The sequence below is a fragment of the Pseudomonas sp. TE3910 genome (genome assembly GCF_056279025.1).
Map to the genome: position 1 here is coordinate 334,691 of NZ_JBWBQN010000001.1, position 17,353 is coordinate 352,043.

The 17,353-nt window shown below is 55.6% G+C and carries 13 protein-coding genes and 1 pseudogene; 8 read left to right on the plus strand and 6 right to left on the minus strand.

What is annotated here, in order from left to right:
• Positions 1–4: 4 nt before the first annotated feature.
• The 3 genes from ACZ9H3_RS01550 to ACZ9H3_RS01560 are packed head-to-tail and all read left to right on the plus strand — an operon-like array spanning position 5 to position 3,860.
• On the plus strand, positions 5–1,276 hold the full coding sequence (locus tag ACZ9H3_RS01550; RefSeq protein WP_476219167.1) for a hypothetical protein: 1,272 nt from the start codon (positions 5–7) through the stop codon (positions 1,274–1,276).
• Positions 1,273–3,180, plus strand: a complete 1,908-nt coding sequence (locus ACZ9H3_RS01555; protein ID WP_476219168.1) for a hypothetical protein — start codon at positions 1,273–1,275, stop codon at positions 3,178–3,180. Before ACZ9H3_RS01550 ends, ACZ9H3_RS01555 begins: the two co-directional genes overlap by 4 nt.
• A gap of 11 nt (positions 3,181–3,191) precedes the next feature.
• Positions 3,192–3,860 carry an OmpA/MotB family protein gene (locus tag ACZ9H3_RS01560; RefSeq protein ID WP_476219170.1) on the plus strand — a complete coding sequence of 223 codons (669 nt, stop codon included), beginning with the start codon at positions 3,192–3,194 and terminating at the stop codon, positions 3,858–3,860.
• 691 nt (positions 3,861–4,551) lie between these two features.
• Here the strand turns inward: ACZ9H3_RS01560 and ACZ9H3_RS01565 are convergent.
• A pseudogene (locus ACZ9H3_RS01565) lies at positions 4,552–5,050 on the minus strand (JAB domain-containing protein).
• Between the two features lie 696 nt (positions 5,051–5,746).
• Between ACZ9H3_RS01565 and ACZ9H3_RS01570 the strand changes: the two are divergent.
• Positions 5,747–5,959 (plus strand): helix-turn-helix transcriptional regulator, encoded by a 213-nt coding sequence (locus ACZ9H3_RS01570; protein WP_313326148.1) that lies wholly within the window; start codon positions 5,747–5,749, stop codon positions 5,957–5,959.
• Between the two features lie 277 nt (positions 5,960–6,236).
• Entirely contained in the window at positions 6,237–7,328 is a 1,092-nt protein-coding gene (locus ACZ9H3_RS01575) for a YagK/YfjJ domain-containing protein (RefSeq protein WP_476219173.1), read from the plus strand.
• Here ACZ9H3_RS01575 and ACZ9H3_RS01580 read toward each other — a convergent pair.
• Entirely contained in the window at positions 7,315–8,052 is a 738-nt protein-coding gene (locus tag ACZ9H3_RS01580; RefSeq protein ID WP_313326152.1) for a hypothetical protein, read from the minus strand. The two genes, ACZ9H3_RS01575 and ACZ9H3_RS01580, sit on opposite strands and share 14 nt — an antisense overlap.
• Before the next feature lie 67 nt (positions 8,053–8,119).
• Entirely contained in the window at positions 8,120–9,484 is a 1,365-nt protein-coding gene (locus ACZ9H3_RS01585) for a tyrosine-type recombinase/integrase (protein ID WP_476219175.1), read from the minus strand.
• A 707-nt stretch (positions 9,485–10,191) separates the two neighbouring features.
• Between ACZ9H3_RS01585 and ACZ9H3_RS01590 the strand changes: the two genes are divergently transcribed.
• A complete protein-coding gene (locus ACZ9H3_RS01590) occupies positions 10,192–10,770 on the plus strand; it encodes a hypothetical protein (RefSeq protein ID WP_099774201.1) in 579 nt (192 codons plus the stop codon).
• A 66-nt stretch (positions 10,771–10,836) separates the two neighbouring features.
• Here the strand turns inward: ACZ9H3_RS01590 and ACZ9H3_RS01595 are convergent, their stop codons facing one another.
• Entirely contained in the window at positions 10,837–12,099 is a 1,263-nt protein-coding gene (locus ACZ9H3_RS01595; protein WP_476219178.1) for a sensor domain-containing diguanylate cyclase, read from the minus strand.
• Between the two features lie 373 nt (positions 12,100–12,472).
• Here ACZ9H3_RS01595 and ACZ9H3_RS01600 point away from each other — a divergent pair, with 373 nt between their 5' ends.
• A complete protein-coding gene (locus tag ACZ9H3_RS01600; RefSeq protein WP_476219180.1) occupies positions 12,473–13,429 on the plus strand; it encodes a sensor domain-containing diguanylate cyclase in 957 nt (318 codons plus the stop codon).
• Between the two features lie 48 nt (positions 13,430–13,477).
• Here the strand turns inward: ACZ9H3_RS01600 and ACZ9H3_RS01605 are convergent, their stop codons facing one another.
• Positions 13,478–13,918, minus strand: coding sequence for a GNAT family N-acetyltransferase (locus ACZ9H3_RS01605; protein ID WP_409277954.1), 441 nt, complete (start codon positions 13,916–13,918; stop codon positions 13,478–13,480).
• A 57-nt stretch (positions 13,919–13,975) separates the two neighbouring features.
• Positions 13,976–15,427 (minus strand): aminotransferase-like domain-containing protein, encoded by a 1,452-nt coding sequence (locus tag ACZ9H3_RS01610; protein WP_476219183.1) that lies wholly within the window; start codon positions 15,425–15,427, stop codon positions 13,976–13,978.
• 460 nt (positions 15,428–15,887) lie between these two features.
• On the opposite strand from ACZ9H3_RS01610, the gene ACZ9H3_RS01615 reads away from it, so the two are divergent.
• Entirely contained in the window at positions 15,888–17,309 is a 1,422-nt protein-coding gene (locus tag ACZ9H3_RS01615; RefSeq protein WP_065760820.1) for an amino acid permease, read from the plus strand.
• Positions 17,310–17,353: the final 44 nt, after the last annotated feature.

The window sequence follows — 17,353 nt, forward strand, 5'->3', positions numbered from 1 at the left end:
AACAATGGGTTTTTTTTCGGATTGCTGGAGCGCCATCAAGAGCGTCGGTTCAGCGGTGGTAGAGGTGGTGCGCACCACCTACGACACCGTACGTGAGAAGGCCAGGGATGCGCTGGACTGGATGGCGACCAAGGCCGAATCCTTCGTCGGCAAGGTCAAGGAGGTATGGAGCAAGGTCAAGCCCTTCATCGCCACTGTGGTCAGGCCGGCGCTCAAGATCGCCGCCGAATGGGCGACCGTTGCATTGCCGACCTTCCCTTGGGTGGCCACGGCCATCCGGGCTTTCGACAAGGCCCTCGAGGCATTGCTGAACTGGGAAAAGACCGCACTGGCCAAGCAGGTAAAGGCTGCCGTCGAGTGGGCCATCGCCAAAGCCAAGACCTTGCGCGATGTGCTCTTGAACGATGAAGAAATGGAGCAGGCTGCGACCCACGAAGAAGTACTGCGCGAAGCCCGCGAGGAAGTGCGCGGTGAAGCTGGCCGTGCCCTCGACCTGGCAACCCTGATCACCCAGTACGCCCAGTTGAGCACCCGTATCCAGCAGGTGCTGGAAAACAACAACATCAGCGATTTCGATCACTACCTGCGCCTGCGCGCCTCGCAAAAATTGCTCAAGGACACCGAGCAACGACTGATTCACGCTCAGGACCTGGACGCGATCAACCGTGACGATCTGTTCTTGGTCGAGATCGCTGCAGAACTGCTCAAGGCCAAGCCTCAGGTCAGCGATGCCCAGGCGGTGCGCCTGGATGAAGTGATCGCCGCACGTTTTGGCAAAAAGCTGATTCCGTTCGTGTTCGAAGAGCTGATCATGGCTTGGGGTTGCAACCTTGAGCAGCAGGAGAAGGACTGGAAAACCCTCAGTGAGTCGGTGGCCAAACTGCAGGTTCAAGAGCGCCAGCTGAAGATCAGCCAGAACCTCGGTGAACCTTCTGCCGAAGACAAGGCGGCCCTGGCCGACATCCAGTCCCGTCTGCCAGCCCTCAAGGCGCAGATGGACCAACTACGCAAGCGCAACCAGGAGATGCGCAACTATGTATATGCCGCCGAGGGGTTCCTGCAGGTGCTGGAGAAAGCGCCCGAAGACTTCGCCGACGACGCCTACCTGCTGAGCGACAGCCAGGAAGTCGGCATGATCATCATCGACTGTGCTCAACATGGCAAACGCTGGGAAGAGCTGACCGAAGACGAACAGAGCCTGATCATCGATTTCGCCAACATCTTCGAAGAAGCCAGCCGTGAACGTGCCAGCCGCCTGGTCGAGGTGGCTGCGTGAATTTTCAGGAGATCCTTACCTTTCTGCTGCCTTCGGCAGACCCGCTACAACTGTTGTTCGCCGGGCTGATCGGGATACTTTCGCTGGTGACCGTGATTGCATTGCAGCGCGGAGCACGGGCGCAGACCTGGGAGCGCAAGTGGAACGGCGGCGGCCAGGATGACCTGGACGTGGAGCACGGCTCAGTGAACGAGATCAGTGCCGCCGTGGCTAGCCCCGGCGAAAAAATGGTCGAGTTCATGCCCGGGATCCTGTTGATCCTCGGCCTGCTGGGTACCTTCCTGGGCCTGGGCATCGCCTTGAACAAGGCCTCGACGATTCTGGTCGAAGCCAATGCCGGGGGCGGTATGGACAATGCCATGACTAACCTCATGGGCATGATGGAAGGCCTGGGCACCAAGTTCAAAACCTCGACCTGGGGCATTCTTGCCTTCCTGCTGCTAAAAGCCTATGCCGCCAGCAACGGTTACGAAGAGCGGCGACTGCGCTGGTGTGTCGGGCAGATGAAACGTGCCTTCGACAGCAGTCGCCTGCAACGCCAAGGCGAGCGCCAACAAGCGCAAACGACGCTGCTCGAGACCCTGAGCCGGCTTGATCAAAACCTTGCCGCTCAGAACGAGAGTCAACGGCAGTTGCTGGATCTGCAGGCACGCCTGGTCAAGCATCACACCGCAACGACCCAGCAGGCGCTTGCGGACAATCGCTCCAGCATCGATGCCCTGCTGCTCCCTCTGAACGCGTCGCTGCAGGAGCAGCAAGCCGGCAACCTGACGTTGCAGGGACTGCTGCAAGAGCAACAGGCAGGCAACCAGAGTCTGCAGAAACTGCAAAAGGATCAGTTGGCCGCAAACCAGGTCAGGCAAACCCTGGTACAGGAAGCCCAGGCTGGTAACCAGGTCCGGCAGGACATCCTGCAGGCCCAGCAAGCTAGCGGCAAGACACTGACAAGTGCCCTCCCTGTGCTGCGCACGTTGAACAGCACCAGCGAACAGACGCTGACTGCACTGGGCGCCATCGATGCCCTATTGCAGCAGCACGGCGAGCAGAATCAGCAACAGCTTGAAGACGGTCGAGCCACACGCCAGGCCATGGAACACTTGATCGACAGTAATAGCCGCAACCTCGCAGCCATTTCCGGCGCAGCTGAACAGATGGCCAGCGCCGCGGGCACCATTGGCGTTTCGGCAGGTGACCTGCAGCAAGCCATTGCTGACTTCAAGGAGGGTGTCGCTGGTGTGCTTGGCCATCTCAAGCAAGATCTGGGCGAGACCATTGGCTTGATGGGCAGCAGCTTCACCAGCAACATGACGCAGATGTCCGCCAGTCTGTCTGAGGCCACTCTGGGCATTTCCACGGCGGTCAACAGCCTGTCGAACAATGTAGGCCAGACCATGGAGGGCATGAAGAAGTCCAACGAGGAGTCGCTGAACCTGCAACGTAATGCTCATGCCAGCTTCCAGGGCTCCAGTGAAACCCTGCAAGTCAACGTCGAAGGCATGACCCACCTGGTGGGCGACCTGCGTGAAAAAATCCTCTCGGGCCTCAAGGCCGTTTCCGAAAGCGGCCGGCGCATGGTGGCCCTCGACAGTCGCTACGAAGGGGTCACTCAACAGGCCGAGTTGGCCGCCAGCGAAATCAAGGGACTGGTCGCGCAGCTGATGACGATGCAACACAGTAGCCCGCTGCAACCGGCCGTGGATGCACTGGCCGCGCGGGTCGACATGATTGGTCGCAATCTGCAAGAGATCGATCAGAACCTGGAAGTGCTGAGCAACGTAGTCCAGCACAACCAGCAGCGCAACACCGGCGGTGAGATTAGCCAGTCACTTCGCGAGATCATTGCCCAGCTCCATGTCCTCGACCGTGCACAGCCGACTGCGGTGCAGATCGAAACGGCCTTGTGAGGTGACGGGCGATGAAAGACAAACCGAATGAATGGGTGTCAATTGCCGACCTGATGGCCGGAGTCATGGCAGTGGTCATGTTGCTGTTGGTGATGGCGGTGCTACAGAAGAGTTACTCGGACCTCAAGCACCAACAAGAACAGGCCCAGAGCAGTGCCAGCCAGCGGCAGAAGGTTGAGCACTTGCTCGGGGCCTTGCAGGACTCGCTCAAAGGCACCGCCGGTGCCGGCCTGGTGGCACTGGACCTGGAGGCGCAGAAACTGACGTTGCGCGACGGTGTATTCGGTCGCGGCAGTGCCTGCATCACTGAACAGTCCCGCGAAGCCTTCCAAAGCATCGAAGCGGCGGTCACGAAGTTTTTGGCGCAGTTCCGTGGTGCTCAGGTCTACATAGAAGGCCATACCGACAACCTACCGGTGCTGCGTCCAGTGACCAACTTCGAAGCCAATTGTACGGTCTACGACGACAACTTCACTCTCTCCGCCGCTCGTGCTCGTGAAGCGCGCAAGCTGATCGTTGGTAATCTCGATCGTGCTACGGCGAGACGTGTGGTGGTGGCTGGTTATGGTGACTCACAGCCCATACCCGGTATCGCGCCGGAGGACGCCCAGCAGCGCCGCATCGAAGTCCGCTGGATCACCCCAGATGAGCCAAAGTCCGAACTCAGCTTAGTAAAATAAAGGACAAATCGGGGCGGCGGCGAAAATCTCCCGCCCAGGTCTGCTGTTAGGATAAGTGCAGCACTGAACCCAGCCAAAAAATAAAAATTAGGAGCTCAGCACTGAGCTCCCGATTTTGAACAGAGTCCAGTTAAAATCATCGAACAGGTATCGAGTGAAATCTGCAGCTACTAGCGATGCCGATCGATAGCAGTGAAAGACTTAGACCAGTCCTGCCTGCAGCAAGTTGTATCCATACTCAAGTAATTAGAATGTGTGGCTCCGTGCCTCTTGGCGTGCTTGGTGGACGTCCCGCAACCAACCTCCGGCAATACCCACCAACAGGACGATGCCTACTGCTGCGTCTTTGGTCAGGATGGCGTCTGATTCGCAAATCAAACAGCGTCTATTCATCGTTAACACTCCATAGGGACGGCCAAAGGCAGGGTGCAGTGGGGCCTTGAACAGGCAGTTCATTGCTCGCTGTGACTGGGTAAGAGGCTGAACAGCCAGAGTGCGGCTAGCAGAGCCAGCAGCAAGGGTGGGAAGCGCCATATCAGGATCAACAGCGAGACTGCAGCGATGCAGCCAGCAAGAACTCCAATGAAGGCAAACGTGAATGCCAGAAGGCGTAGCGAAGCCATTTGTTTTCTCCGTAGTATTGGATGAGGTGGATCGGCTTCTGGGCCGGCAGGTAACCCAGAAGCCGACGCTAGAGAGCACCCAGTTCTGCCAGGGACACGCAGCCCTCGCTGCCGACGATTATGTGATCCAGCGTCCGGTTGCCCACTAGGTTGAGTGCTGCCTGTAGCGTTGCCGTCAGGCGGCGGTCAGCCTGACTGGGCTCAGCATCTCCAGAGGGGTGGTTGTGTACGAGGATCACGGGGGTGGTTGTGTACGAGGATCACGGCTGCGGCGTTGTGCTCCAGGGCGGTTTTGACCACTTAGAGGGGGCATACGCTGGCGCCATCGAGAGTCCCTCGAAACAGCTCGCGAAACGCGATGCCCCGATGCTTGCTGTCGAGTAACAGCAGGGCGAATACCTCGTGCTCATGGTGCTGGAGAAGTGTTTGCAGGTGGTTGAACACTTGCCGTGGGTCGGTCAGGGCCCGGCCTTTGGTTAGCCGGCTGACGGCTAATTGCTGGGCCATCAGCAGGATGTCATTTTCGCTAAGGCGTGGTGCCGACGTACGCCATTTGTTCGATTTGATGAGCCATGTGAGGGATTCCTTTGGGCATGAAAGCGCCGCGCACTGCACGGCTATCTGTAGTGGTACTGGAGATGTGATTGGGGTTAGTAGCGAGCGCTGATGCGATAGCCACAGCTCAGCCAGAGACTGTCAGCCAGGGTGTGGCTTGTAGGCTGTTTTAGGTCGAGTGGAAATTTCTGGCTATGGTCGGTTAGGCGAGCGAGCAGAATGCTGGCCAGCGTGCAAAGCACGATGCTGAGTGGATTTGCCAGCATACCCGCAGTCAGTAATACCGGACCTCCGAGCATCGGCGGAAGGTGGCCACGGATGGCCATACCGATAGGGGGTATGGTGCAAACGATCTTCAGGGCCGAGGCGAGTCGGAAGTTTTTGGGGAGGGGACATCTGAAACGTTGCAGTGACATGGCTTGGCGCTCCATGGGGTGGGTTCACTGCGGTGATATAGATGTTGAAAAAAGTGGAATCGGCGAGGCGGCGGCTTTGAGGGGCGAAAGTTGGTTCCCACTGCTGGAAAGTTAGTTCTCAGCCCTTCCGGAGCCTAGGTACGGCGTGTAAAGACTACCTTCGGCGTATATATTTGTGAGCTGTCAAGAGAAAAATGCGCGCAGGTGAGATGTTTTGCGCGCAGGTGCAAATGCACTGCTGACCGGTATTTGCCAAGCTAGTCCTAGGTTTGAACAGGACTGGAGAGGTGACATGGCAAATGAAAACCGTGTGTTGAAGGTGTTGCGGATCAGACAGGTGACGGATCGGACAGGGCTCAGCCGGTCGGCAATATATGATCGATTGAACCCGCGATCACCGCGTTATGACAGTACCTTCCCAAGGCCAATGAAACTTGGCTTGTCGGCTGTTGGCTGGCTAGAAGACAGTATCAACGAATGGATTGAAAGTCGTTTCGTTGTGTAGCGAGTATTCGAGAGTTACCATAATTTCCTTGCTGCTATGAACTGCATTGTAGTGGTTCAGGTGCGCTAACTTTCAAGCATGAATACTGGGTTTTGTGTCATGCGTGCCATTCGGTATGCGGAGTGGAGAGGTTTTCCCTATTTAGTTATTTATGGAGTTTTTTATATACAAGTAAATATCTGCTTATCGATATTGGATATGTGTTTAGAGAGTGGATTTTATCAATTGTTGCAGTGGCTCTTGTGAGAGTCGCTGTCGAACGGAATGGGGTATCTATGTGACTCCAGTAGAAGAAGACAAATTAATTGTGGAGAGGCTCTTTGTTGGGGAGGGTTGTGCTCGAAATGAACATGGGGCTGGCGTGCCTGGTGTTGAATATAACGCCAGAGTTGGTCTGATTCTAAAGATTGGTCCGCTGATACGTGAGATAATCGCCTCAGATGAAGATCTATTCTCGGTAGAGAGGGAGGCGATGTATGGGGATACTCTCAAGGCGACATCGGTAGGTCGGAATTTTGTCAGGTATATCGGTAAAGATTATTTTGAGGTGGCAGATGATCAGGACTATCGTCTTAATCCATATTTCGAAGTATTTTGTTCATGCGTCAATAGGTACGGTCTCCGGAAGGTTATAGGTAGAATTGAAAATGTGTGGGGTAGTCTTGTAGAGGAGGCTGTAAAAATTCTCAACTCCTGTGTGGAGGATATCAGGCGTGAGATCAAGAGTAGTTCGTTCAAAGCGAGATTGAAGAGTTATCGGCGCTCTGTAGTGGAGAATTACAGGGAGCTGAACTCGTATGTGAACGATTTATTCAAATTCCATGCTCGCATGCTGGTGCTGAGAGTGGATCTGAGCTACTTGGAATCTTTTCGCGGAGCTGGTGGTGTCACTGTGATGGATGTGTGCCAGCATCGTAGTAGATTGCTGAAGGATCTGAAGGCGAATGTCTTTGGGCCTCTACTGGGATATGCGTGGAAATTTGAAAAGGGCAAGCGTAAGGGACTGCACTACCATTTACTCCTTTTTTTTGATGGAGGGAAAGTTCGGCAAGATGTCACTCTGGCTCGGATGATTGGTGAACATTGGCATTCTGTAGTTACCGACGGGCGTGGAACATATTACAACTGCAATGCATTCAAAGAAGGGTATGAGTATTGCGGGATTGGGATGGTCGGTTATGCTGATCAGCGAGCACGAGAAGGGTTGCGGCGCATTGTCATATACATGACCAAGCTCGATGAGTACTTCAAGCTGTCGGTGCCTGGAGTCAGATGTTTTGGGAAGGGCATACGTCCTAAAGCATTTGAGGTGCGTCGCGGTAGGCCGCGTAGGAGTGGTCTGCTCCTCCCATCCGTCAATGGTTATTAGGGTTTGTCAATCGTTCTTGCGAGTGTGCTTCATAAGCTAGGCGAACCATGCCCTGCGGTTCGCCTTGTTCTGCTTTCTTGGGGTTGTATTTGAGCCAACGCTTAACTGCAGATTCAAGCTTTTGAGACTCAACGAGTTTGAATCTTTGTCCGCCTAGAGTCTTTAGGCTCTGTTGGATGATGCTATTAAGCGGTTCGATGATGGCCTTATATGCTTCCTTCTCGTTCTTCCATCCGCCGGAAGGAGGGTCGGAGAGTAGTTTGACAATTTCACTTTGCTCTGGGGCATGCTGTGAATGCCTTGTTCGAGCAGCGTTTCTTGCCTGCTTGCTGCGCACGTCTTTTATATCTACGCCTGGGTAGGTGCTCAAAGTTCCGATGGCTAATCCTATTTGATGGTTGGCTTGGGCAATAAAAGACCAGGCGGTGTTGTCATTACGCTCTGCGTAGCTAATCTTCGCCAGTTCTGTGTAAATGCAGGCATGCCGGAAATGGCTTTTATAGGGGGCTAGACTTTCACGCTGGAATATACGGTTGTCTTGCTCTTGCTCAATTGTTTCGGCATTAATCGCGCCGCTGATAATGGCCTGATGGATGCCAGTCATATGTCTTGGAAGATCAAAGCTCGATTCAAACTGGTGGAAGAGTAAAGTCAGCCTGTCTAGTGCCTTATCAATTGTGGTTTTTAAGGCGTGGCTCTCAATTTTAGGGTCAAAGCTAGGCATGCTCTTTCCTTGCTGCGGCTATGTATATTTTTCTGCTTGCTGGGTTTGGTGGGCTAAATAATAGTTGCTATTCCCTTTGTAGCGGAGGTAAGTGGGGCATTAGCAGCTCCAGGTGTGTGCCGAGCTTCTGCCAGGCCTCCGCCATTTCCTTTGTGTAACTGTGACGCTGGTAGGTACGCTTAACCTTATTTTCTTCTGTGTGATTAAGGCAGCGCTCAGCTACCTCTGGCAGTACGCCCTGTGCCGTCATGATTGTTGCGCCCGTTCGCCTCAAATCGTGAGGAGTCCATTTTCCTCCTGGCAGGAGGAGTGCCTGGGCTTTGGCGCTACGGTTGCTCATCACGCCTTGGCTCGGCTGGCGTTGCCTATCTCCAAGTTGCTTCGTCACCGTTTTCGAACAAACTGGGCCGCTGTCATCGGTGTTCGGATAACACCATTTGGAGTGACTATTCAGTATTTTGAGCTTCTCGAACTGATGGATGGCAAATGACGAGAGCGTGACATTATGGGCCTTGCCGTTTTTGCTGTTCTCCGCTGGTATTAGCCAGATGCCTTTGGTGAGATCTACGTGCTCCCAGCGCGTGTTGAGCAACTCACCAATACGGCAGCAGGTGGAGAGGGCAATCCAGATCGCTGCTTCGGTGGAGGAAAGCAGGCCGGCTTCCGAGGCAAGTTTGGCCAGGGCACGGATTTCATCATCGCTTAACACTCGGTCCCGCTCGACAACCTTGCCACCGATCTTGGCCTTGCGGATGCTGGCGGTCGGGTCGTGCTCAATCAGATCTCTATCCACTGCAAACCGGAACATCTGTCGCATTAGGCTGAAGATCAGCTTGGCCATGCGATTGACGCCGCGAGCGAGAAGGGCGTCGGTTACTTCGGTGATGTGACCCTTCTTAACATCGGCTACTGCCATCTTGCCTAGAAACGGTAGAACGTCCTTCTCAAACATCCTACGCACCTCGGCCCCGCCATCCTTTTGGTTAATCAGGTCGATCTTGGCCCAGTGTTCGAACAACTCGGTAACGCTTTTCCTTGAGGCCTGTTGAGCCTGTTCTGCTTCAATCGCAGCTTTCTCCGCTGCTAGGCGAGCCAGCTCAGCCTCCCGGGCAGCAATGCGTGTGGCTTCCTCGGCTTCAAAGTGCTCGCGGATATCCCGAATCCCGGCCTTGTGCAAGCCAGCGAGCTCCTTCGCTCGCTGGCCCGCCTCAGCAAGGGTCATGGTTCCTTCCTGGCCGTCGCGGCTATAGGTGCCGATGGGGTAGGTGATGCGTTCTCCGCTACTGTTGGAATAACGGAAGTAGAAGAGGCGCTCCCCGCTTGGAGTAATACGTGCTACCAGACTGCCATGCCCCCAGATGGCTACTTCACTGAGCCATTTGTCGCTGCTGCCCGGTTTGGCTGTCATTTGCCGGTCTGTGATTTTGGCCATCGTCTGTCTAGTTTTCCCGTTGCCAATTGGTTGCCAATTGAGACTGGATTTGACGGAATCCGATGGAGCTATTTTGGATGGAAAAAGCCATGCAGGCCAGTAAAATCCATGTATTGAGCGCGATTCATTAGGCTGGGTAGAATCGCTTTGGATGGCTTATTACCTTTATGGGGTGCAAGGGGTAGAGTGTTCGAATCACTCCGTCCCGACCATATAATTCAATGACTTAGCCCAGTTCGGAAACGACTGGGCTTTTTCATGTGCGTGACTTTTCGGGTGACTCGGCCTTTTTCTTCACGCTGTCCCGTTTTTCTTCCGCTCAGGTCGCCTATGTATCACGCGCCGCGACCAACTGCCGCTGCAACAGCTTGCTAGCACTTCATTGAACTTACGGGGGACCTTGATCTTCAGCGGGCCTGCATCGAGTGCCTTCTGCGTTTGTGCTGCGCCACATAACCACGCTGAAGCCAGATCCAGAGGTTGGTGTAGCGCACGCCGCTTTTGGCCTACAGGTAAGCCCTGAGGGCCAGGCACGGCTCGCGCAGCGGCATTCTCGAGACATCCTGGAACGTTCGGCTGCCCGTCATCACTCACACTGTGATCAGGCACATTGGCAATCAATGACTATGCTTTGGCGTACCCACAAAGCGCTGTGCCTTGGTATCCGTCGTGTTGTTCTCTCAGCCATCACATGGAAGAGTAAACCTATGAAGCCAATCCGTTCCCTTGCCTGCACTGTTGTTCTTGCTTCCATCATGTCCGCTACCAGCTTTACGGCCCTTGCCGCCGATGTGCCGTTGGGCGGTAGTGCGATAGAAGGCCATGTCGTTACGCATGTGCTGGCCGTTGATGCGGCGAATTATCAGGTCACTATTGAAGGCGCCGACAAAAAGCCGGTGACTATCCAGCTAACGGATCAAGCCAAGGCTTTGCACAACTTGAAGGTCGGCGACAACGTTGACATAACTGTTGTTCGCTCAATCGCCTACGTGCTCGACACCAATGTTGGGGGGGCGCCTGGTGTCAGCAATGAATCAATGACCACCCGCGCCGCCAAGGACAATCCTCATCCGGGTGGTGAGGCGGTTCGCCGGGTCAAGGTGACGTCGAAGATCACTCACATTGACTTGAAAAAACATGAAGTGACCTTGCTGCCTCCTGAAGGAAAAGTGACAGTCCTCAAGGTTGAGGATCCCGAACTCCAGGCTCGAATGAAGAACCTCAAGGTCGGTCAGACGGTCAATGTCATTTACACCGAGGTACTGAAGGTTAAAACCTCACGCTAGCCGTGCAGGCTGGCAGGCAGAAGCCTGGACGCAGCAGTATGTGCGTGCCCGTACCGGACGAGGTATTCACCGGCGTGATACCTGCGTCTGGTTCCGGCCTGAGTTTTTGGCGATGTAAAGCGCTCTGTCGACTCGCTCGATCAGATCCGGTAATGCTTCGTCAGGCTGGAGCTCACCCAATCCAATCGACAAGGTAATACAGCCCGCGTGTTCATGTTGGTTGTGCTGAATGGCCTTTCGGCAGCGTTCGGCCAGCGGCAGTGATTGGTCCAGGTCGCAGCCACTGAAAATAAGCAGGAACTCTTCGCCGCCCCAGCGTATGACGCTGTCGTTAGCCCTTAGTGCACCAATCATGCTGCGCGACACCGCTTTTAGGACGGTGTCGCCGGCAGTGTGTCCCCAGGTGTCGTTGACGTGTTTGAAGTGGTCAATGTCGGCCAGTGCGATCGACATGGGCAGCTTGCTACCACGAGACTGCATGTAGGCCTTTTCCAGTGCCAACTCTCCGGCTGCTCGGGTTAGTGCGCCGGTCAGCCCGTCGAAGCGTACCATTTCACGAAACATCTGCTCTTCGAGTATACGAGTGGTCAGGTCGCGAAAAATGCTCACGTAATGGGTGATGTTGTCGGCCTGGTCAGTGAGTGGGGTTATTGTCTCGTCACAGTAAATCAGTTCGTTGTTCTTGCTGCGATTAACAAAGGTGCCTTTGTAGGAGCGGCCCTTTTTCAGGGTCTCCCACATGTCTTTGTAGAATTCAGGGTCTTGTTCCCCAGACTTGAGCATGTTCGGATTGCGGCCGAGCACCTCCGTCAGCCCGTACCCGGTGATCTTTTCGAAGCCTTTGTTGACGAATTCGATGGTGCCACTGGCATCCGTGATAACGACGCCATCATCGGTTGCATTAAGTACGTGGGCGAACAGCTGGGTCGTATTTTGGGCGGCCATCAGGCTGCTGATGTCCTGCTGTATCGAAATGAAATGCGTGATTTCGCCGGCCGTGTTGTGTACTGGGGAAATATTCCACTCAACGGTGTAAGGGCGTCCATTCTTGCGGTAGTTGATTGTCGAGCCTTGAAAATGGGTGCCATCCCGCAGGCACTGGCGCAGCCGATCAATCACCTCGGGATTGGTCGCCGGGCCTTGGAATATACGAGCGTTACGTCCCAGTAACTCATCTTCGCGGTAGCCAGTCATTCGCAGGAAAGCTTGATTAGCGTAGAGAATACGATGCTCGCCTTCGTCAGCGTCTGTCAGTAAAACGGCATTGAATGACTGATCAAGTGCAAGTGCAATCACGCTCGGATCGATGTGGCTGGCAATGGTTTTCATACGCGGGGAACACTCCCTGTCTGAGCCGGAGCTCGATGGTGGCAGGTTGTTGGTGCTGATGCAAAATGACTCAGTCGGCTGGGTGCGGTCGATTGCAGCGGGCTGACAGGCTATTGCGCTCCAGTAATGACTTGGATAATCGATTTTTCATCTCAATATCTGCTCCAGAATGGTCAGTGCCGGCCCGCGGGAGTCAGTTGCTGATACCATGTTCGCAGTTTCAATCGGGTGCCCGAGCTCAAGCTGCATCAAACACTGGTGAGGTAGTCTTGGATGAATCTCTTGCTCAGTGGTTGAAGCTAATCTGGACCGCCTGGCAGCCCTCTAATCCGGGTACGGCGTCTGTTGTCTGGTATTTTCCTTGGGGCATGTCATGAATGATTTTGAAAGTGCGTCCATAAGAGCGCTGGCCTTTCTGCGTCGCACGCTAGGCTTCCAGCTGTGCATGGTGACCCGAACCGAGGGCAACGACTGGACGGTATTGCACAGTGACGACCGGGGTTATGGTGTCGTTCCTGGCGACGTCTTCAATTGGGACGACTCCTTCTGCAGTGAGATGGTCAAGGGGCTTGGGCCAAACATTGCCTCGGACTCAAGCCAGGTCCCTGCTTATGCCGCTGCCGAAATAGGCCGGAAAATACCAATCGGAGCCTACATTGGCGTGCCGCTTGTGCTTGCGGATGGACGCTTGTTTGGGACGTTGTGCGGCATCGATCCTCAGTCCAAGCCCGATAGCATTTCCGAGCATCAGGAACTGATTGAGCTGGTGGGCGAAATGCTCAGCACGATTCTGCAGATGGAGCTCAGGGTCGACGAAGAAGAGAGGCGGGCTGAGCGTTATCAGGCTCAAGCGCTCACAGATGCGTTGACGGGGGTCTACAACCGTGCGGGATGGGTTCAGCTTCTCGCCAAGGAAGAAGCGCGCTACCAGCGTTATCGCCAGTCTTCTGTTGTGATCGTCGTCGATCTGGATGAATTGAAGTCCATTAACGACCGCGATGGTCATGCCGCCGGCGATGTGTTGATCAAGCGTGCAGCGTTTGCATTGCAGAAGGCGTCCAGGGCTGAGGATATTGTCGCAAGGCTGGGGGGCGATGAGTTCGGCATCATTGGCGTCAACTGTGACTGGGGTGGCGGTCTGGCGCTGTGCGAGAGGATCAAGGAAGCGCTTGAAGAGGAAGGCATCAAGGCGTCCTATGGCCTTGCCGTGACCAACAAGACTGTCCGTATCTCCGAGGCGCTGACGATTGCAGACCGTGCAATGTATGAGCAAAAGCGCCAGCGCAAGTCTGCTGATGCCGAACGGCTTCAGGGTATGCAGGGCGTGTAACAGCCTTATCCAGGAGCGTGCGCGCGCAAGGCGGGCACGCTCAGTGCGTTAGCTCAAACGCTTCAGGAAGTGATGGCAGGCAATCTGATAGTGGCGCTGCATGTAGAGCCGATGTGCCGCGCCTCGGTCAGTTCCAACACCGGAGTCCAGGTGAACAGCTGAACAGCCCAGGCGTTCTGCTTCTGCCTCTACCCAGGCAAGCAGCGCTGAACCGAAACCGTTTCCGCGCCATTGCGGGAGTGTTGCAATGTCGACGACGTAAAGCGACTTTCCTAACCAGAGGGAGTGCTGGATACGATAACCCAATACACAGACTGCATCGGGCGATTCATCTGTCCAAAGGCCGATCAGGTTGTAGCCATTCGGACGAAGAAACTCATCAACCTGAGTAACAATTTCAGTTGCAGAGTATCGCGGCCATAACTCGCATAGTGCCGCCGCAGCCATCGCTGTTTCACCGGCACTTACGGTTTTGATTGTGAAGGACATGAGTGTCTCCGTGGCTGTCCATGCAATTTGACGGTTATTTCCCAGGCGGTCTGATTACTAACACTTGTAGTTTGCTTCAAGCAGTCTCCCCTTGGCGGCGTGAACATGCTTTATCAGCAACTTCTCCAGTTGCTCCCACAGTGCCGGTTCAGTACTGAATGCTACGTTGAAGCGCATCCAGCCTGTGGCTTGTGAGTCGACCATGAACAACTGCCCGGGGCCGAGCATGATGCCGTGTTTGAGGGCTTCGTCAACCAGCGAGGCACTGTCGGGAATGGCCGGGTGACGGGTCCAGATGTACATGCCTTCATCTGAATCGACAAACAACTCGAAGCCCAGCCGGGTGAGCTGGCGGCTGACTTCCTGTTGCGCTTCCGACAGGCGTTGGCGCATGCGCTTGAGGTGTTTGCGCCATCGGCCATCGGTGATAGCCGCATACACCACGCGTTCCATGACCTGTGAGGTGGTCAGGCCCGAGCGCATCTTCAGGTGCAGCAATTGCTGCATCAGCGAGGGGTTGGCCAGCATGTAGCCGACGCGCACGTTGGGGGAGATGCTTTTGGAATAGCTGCCGACGTACACCACCTGTTGCAGGTGATCGAGGCTGGTCAGGCAGGGCAGGGGCTCGGCGATCATGTCGGCGTAGAGGTTGTTTTCCACAATCCGAAAGCCGTGCTGCGAGGCGAGTTGCAGCAGGCGGTGCAATTGCACGAGGGGCGTGCGCGAGCAGGTCGGGCTGTGCAGGTGCGGCTGGGTGAAAAACACCGTCGGGCGGTGGTGCGCGAGCAGCCGTTCGAGGTGGTCCAGGTCGTAGCCGGCCGGGGTGCGCGGCACACCGATCAGGGTGGCCCCCTGGAAGCGCAGGATGCTCATCAGGTTGGGGTAGCCGGGGTCGTCCACCAGCACCACGTCGCCCGGTTGCACCAGTGTGCGCACAGCCAGGTCCAGCGCCTGGCTGCCGCCATGGGTGAGCATCAACTGGGTAGGCGGCACGACGATGCGCAGGTCCTGCTGCAAGTTCTGGGCGGTGAGCGTGCGCAACTCCAGCAGCCCCATGGGGTCGCCATAGCCACTGAGCTCCATCACGCTGCTGGCAACCTGACGCAAGCCGCGACGCAGTCCGTCTTCGAACATCCAGTCGTTTGGCAGCCAGCCGCAGCCGGGTTTGAAGGCCAGTTGCCGGCTTTCAAAAATCTGTTGCAAGTACCACTCGGAGTTGAACGTGGGTTTGACCGGGCGCGGTTCGCTGGCTTGTGCGTTGATCCGCTCGTTTGCCGAGCGGTTGACGAAGAAGCCAGCATTGCCCCGACTGATCAGCAAGCCTTGGGCGACCAGACGGTCGTAGGCTTCAACTACGGTAAACGTGCTGACCGAATAGGTGGCGGCGAAGGCGCGAATCGACGGTACTTTTGCGCCGGGTTTGAGGGTGTTGTTCTCGATCAACTCACGCAGCCCATTGATGATCTGGTTGACCAATGGGGGCGATGCGTCGGGTCGTAATTCAAACATGGGGAAGCTGTGCCTTCAAATGAGCGTACCACCAAGCACCTGCAGGAAAACGGAGTGTGCTGCATCGGCGACCTGTACAGTGCAGTGACGATTTGTGCGCGCTGTGCATGGCTCTTGGCGTCAGACATTTTTACATTAGGTGTCAGTTATCGCCAGACCAAAGCCGTTGAAGCTTCATGAACAATCACAATCTATCCGATGCTTTTCCGACGGAGAGTGCTCCGTTCACGTCTTTTCCGCTGATGTCGTCGCCTATTGGTGCCGTTCATCCGTCCCTTGCACCACACCTCAGGCCCACCGGACGAGCCTGAGCACGATAGAAACCCTGCCCAACGCGGCCGTTTGTCGGCTCGGGCACACCATCGTGCACACAATCAGACAGCTGATGCAGAGGTGAACGCGACGACCGTCGTGCTTTCACGAGTTTCCTTAGATAAAAAGAACACGAGGTAGACTACTGATGGACGCAACATCCACATCCACTTCCACAGCGAAGGCGGAGCATGAGAGCAAGCTCAGTGCTTCGCTCAAATCGCGCCACCTGACCATGATGTCGATTGCCGGGGTCATCGGCGGCGCATTGTTCGTCGGCTCTGGCAGTGTGATCCACAGCGCTGGCCCGGCTGCCGTACTCGCCTATCTGGCCGGTGGCATCCTGGTGGTGCTGATCATGCGCATGCTTGGCGAAATGGCCACGTCATCGCCTGATACGGGTTCGTTTTCCACCTATGCCGAACGCGCTATTGGCCGTTGGGCCGGTTTCACCATCGGTTGGCTGTATTGGTGGTTCTGGGTCATCCTGATGGCGTGGGAAGCCTACGTCGCAGGCAAGATTCTGCACGGCTGGTTCCCCTCGGTCAGCATCAACACCTTCACGTTGATCGCTACCCTGACGCTGATTGGCGTCAACTTCTTCAACGTCAAGCACTACGGTGAGTTCGAGTTCTGGTTCGCCCTGATCAAGGTGGTGGCCATTGTCTGCTTCCTTGTGGTCTGTGGCATGGCCGTGGTCAATTTGTGGCCGACCGGCGAAGTGCATGGCATCAGCAACCTGACGGCGGTGGAAGGCTTCATGCCCAATGGCATTGAGTCAGTCGTTGTGGCCATGCTTGGGGTGATGTTCGCGTTCCTCGGTGCTGAAATCGTTACCATCGCTGCGGCCGAATCGAAAAACCCTTCCGAGCAGATCGTCAAGGCGACCAACTCGGTGGTTTGGCGTGTATGCCTGTTCTACGTGGGTTCGATCTTCCTGATTGTAGCCCTGGTGCCGTGGAACGATCCGCTGCTGGGCCAGTCGGGCTATGGTTCTTACCGTCGTACGCTGGAGCTGTTGGGCATCCCTGGCGCTGAGATGGTGATGAACTTCGTGGTTCTGACCTCGGTGAGCAGCTGCATGATTTCGGCGCACTACACGGCCTCGCGCATGCTGTTCTCCCTGGCGACCCGTGGCGATGCGCCGGCGATCTTCAAGATGACCCGCGCCGGCAGCGGCGTACCGGTATTCTCGATTCTCGGTTCATGCTCGGTAGCGGTGTTTGTTGCCCTGATCAACTTCAGCGACACTCTGCGGCCCAAGGATGTACTGGACGTACTGATGAACACCACCGGCATGATTGCCATGCTGGTTTACCTGGTGATCGCATTCTCGCAACTTAAAATGCGTCGCAAGCTGGAAGCCGAAGGTAAGCAGATTCGTCTGAAGATGTGGCTGTTCCCTTGGCTGACCTACCTGGTGATTGCGTTCATCATCGCGTGCCTTGTGACCATGGCTTTCGTTGATGAGTACCAGGTGCTGGTGATCTCTACCGGTATCGCGTCCATCGTCGTGGCGCTCATGGGTGTAGTGGTTCACCGTCGTGCTCTGAAAAACAAGGCTGCCTGAAGCAGCCTCCCTTCCTGGGCGACTTCGGTTCGCCCGGATCCGCG

Bases quoted from the DNA above. Each gene is read 5' to 3' on its own strand.
- ACZ9H3_RS01550 (WP_476219167.1), top strand. From the start codon at position 5: ATGGGTTTTTTTTCGGATTGCTGGAGCGCCATCAAGAGCGTCGGTTCA.
- ACZ9H3_RS01560 (WP_476219170.1), top strand. From the start codon at position 3,192: ATGAAAGACAAACCGAATGAATGGGTGTCAATTGCCGACCTGATGGCC.
- ACZ9H3_RS01570 (WP_313326148.1), top strand. From the start codon at position 5,747: ATGGCAAATGAAAACCGTGTGTTGAAGGTGTTGCGGATCAGACAGGTG.
- ACZ9H3_RS01580 (WP_313326152.1), bottom strand. From the start codon at position 8,052: ATGCCTAGCTTTGACCCTAAAATTGAGAGCCACGCCTTAAAAACCACA.
- ACZ9H3_RS01585 (WP_476219175.1), bottom strand. From the start codon at position 9,484: ATGGCCAAAATCACAGACCGGCAAATGACAGCCAAACCGGGCAGCAGC.
- ACZ9H3_RS01590 (WP_099774201.1), top strand. From the start codon at position 10,192: ATGAAGCCAATCCGTTCCCTTGCCTGCACTGTTGTTCTTGCTTCCATC.
- ACZ9H3_RS01595 (WP_476219178.1), bottom strand. From the start codon at position 12,099: ATGAAAACCATTGCCAGCCACATCGATCCGAGCGTGATTGCACTTGCA.
- ACZ9H3_RS01600 (WP_476219180.1), top strand. From the start codon at position 12,473: ATGAATGATTTTGAAAGTGCGTCCATAAGAGCGCTGGCCTTTCTGCGT.
- ACZ9H3_RS01605 (WP_409277954.1), bottom strand. From the start codon at position 13,918: ATGTCCTTCACAATCAAAACCGTAAGTGCCGGTGAAACAGCGATGGCT.
- ACZ9H3_RS01610 (WP_476219183.1), bottom strand. From the start codon at position 15,427: ATGTTTGAATTACGACCCGACGCATCGCCCCCATTGGTCAACCAGATC.
- ACZ9H3_RS01615 (WP_065760820.1), top strand. From the start codon at position 15,888: ATGGACGCAACATCCACATCCACTTCCACAGCGAAGGCGGAGCATGAG.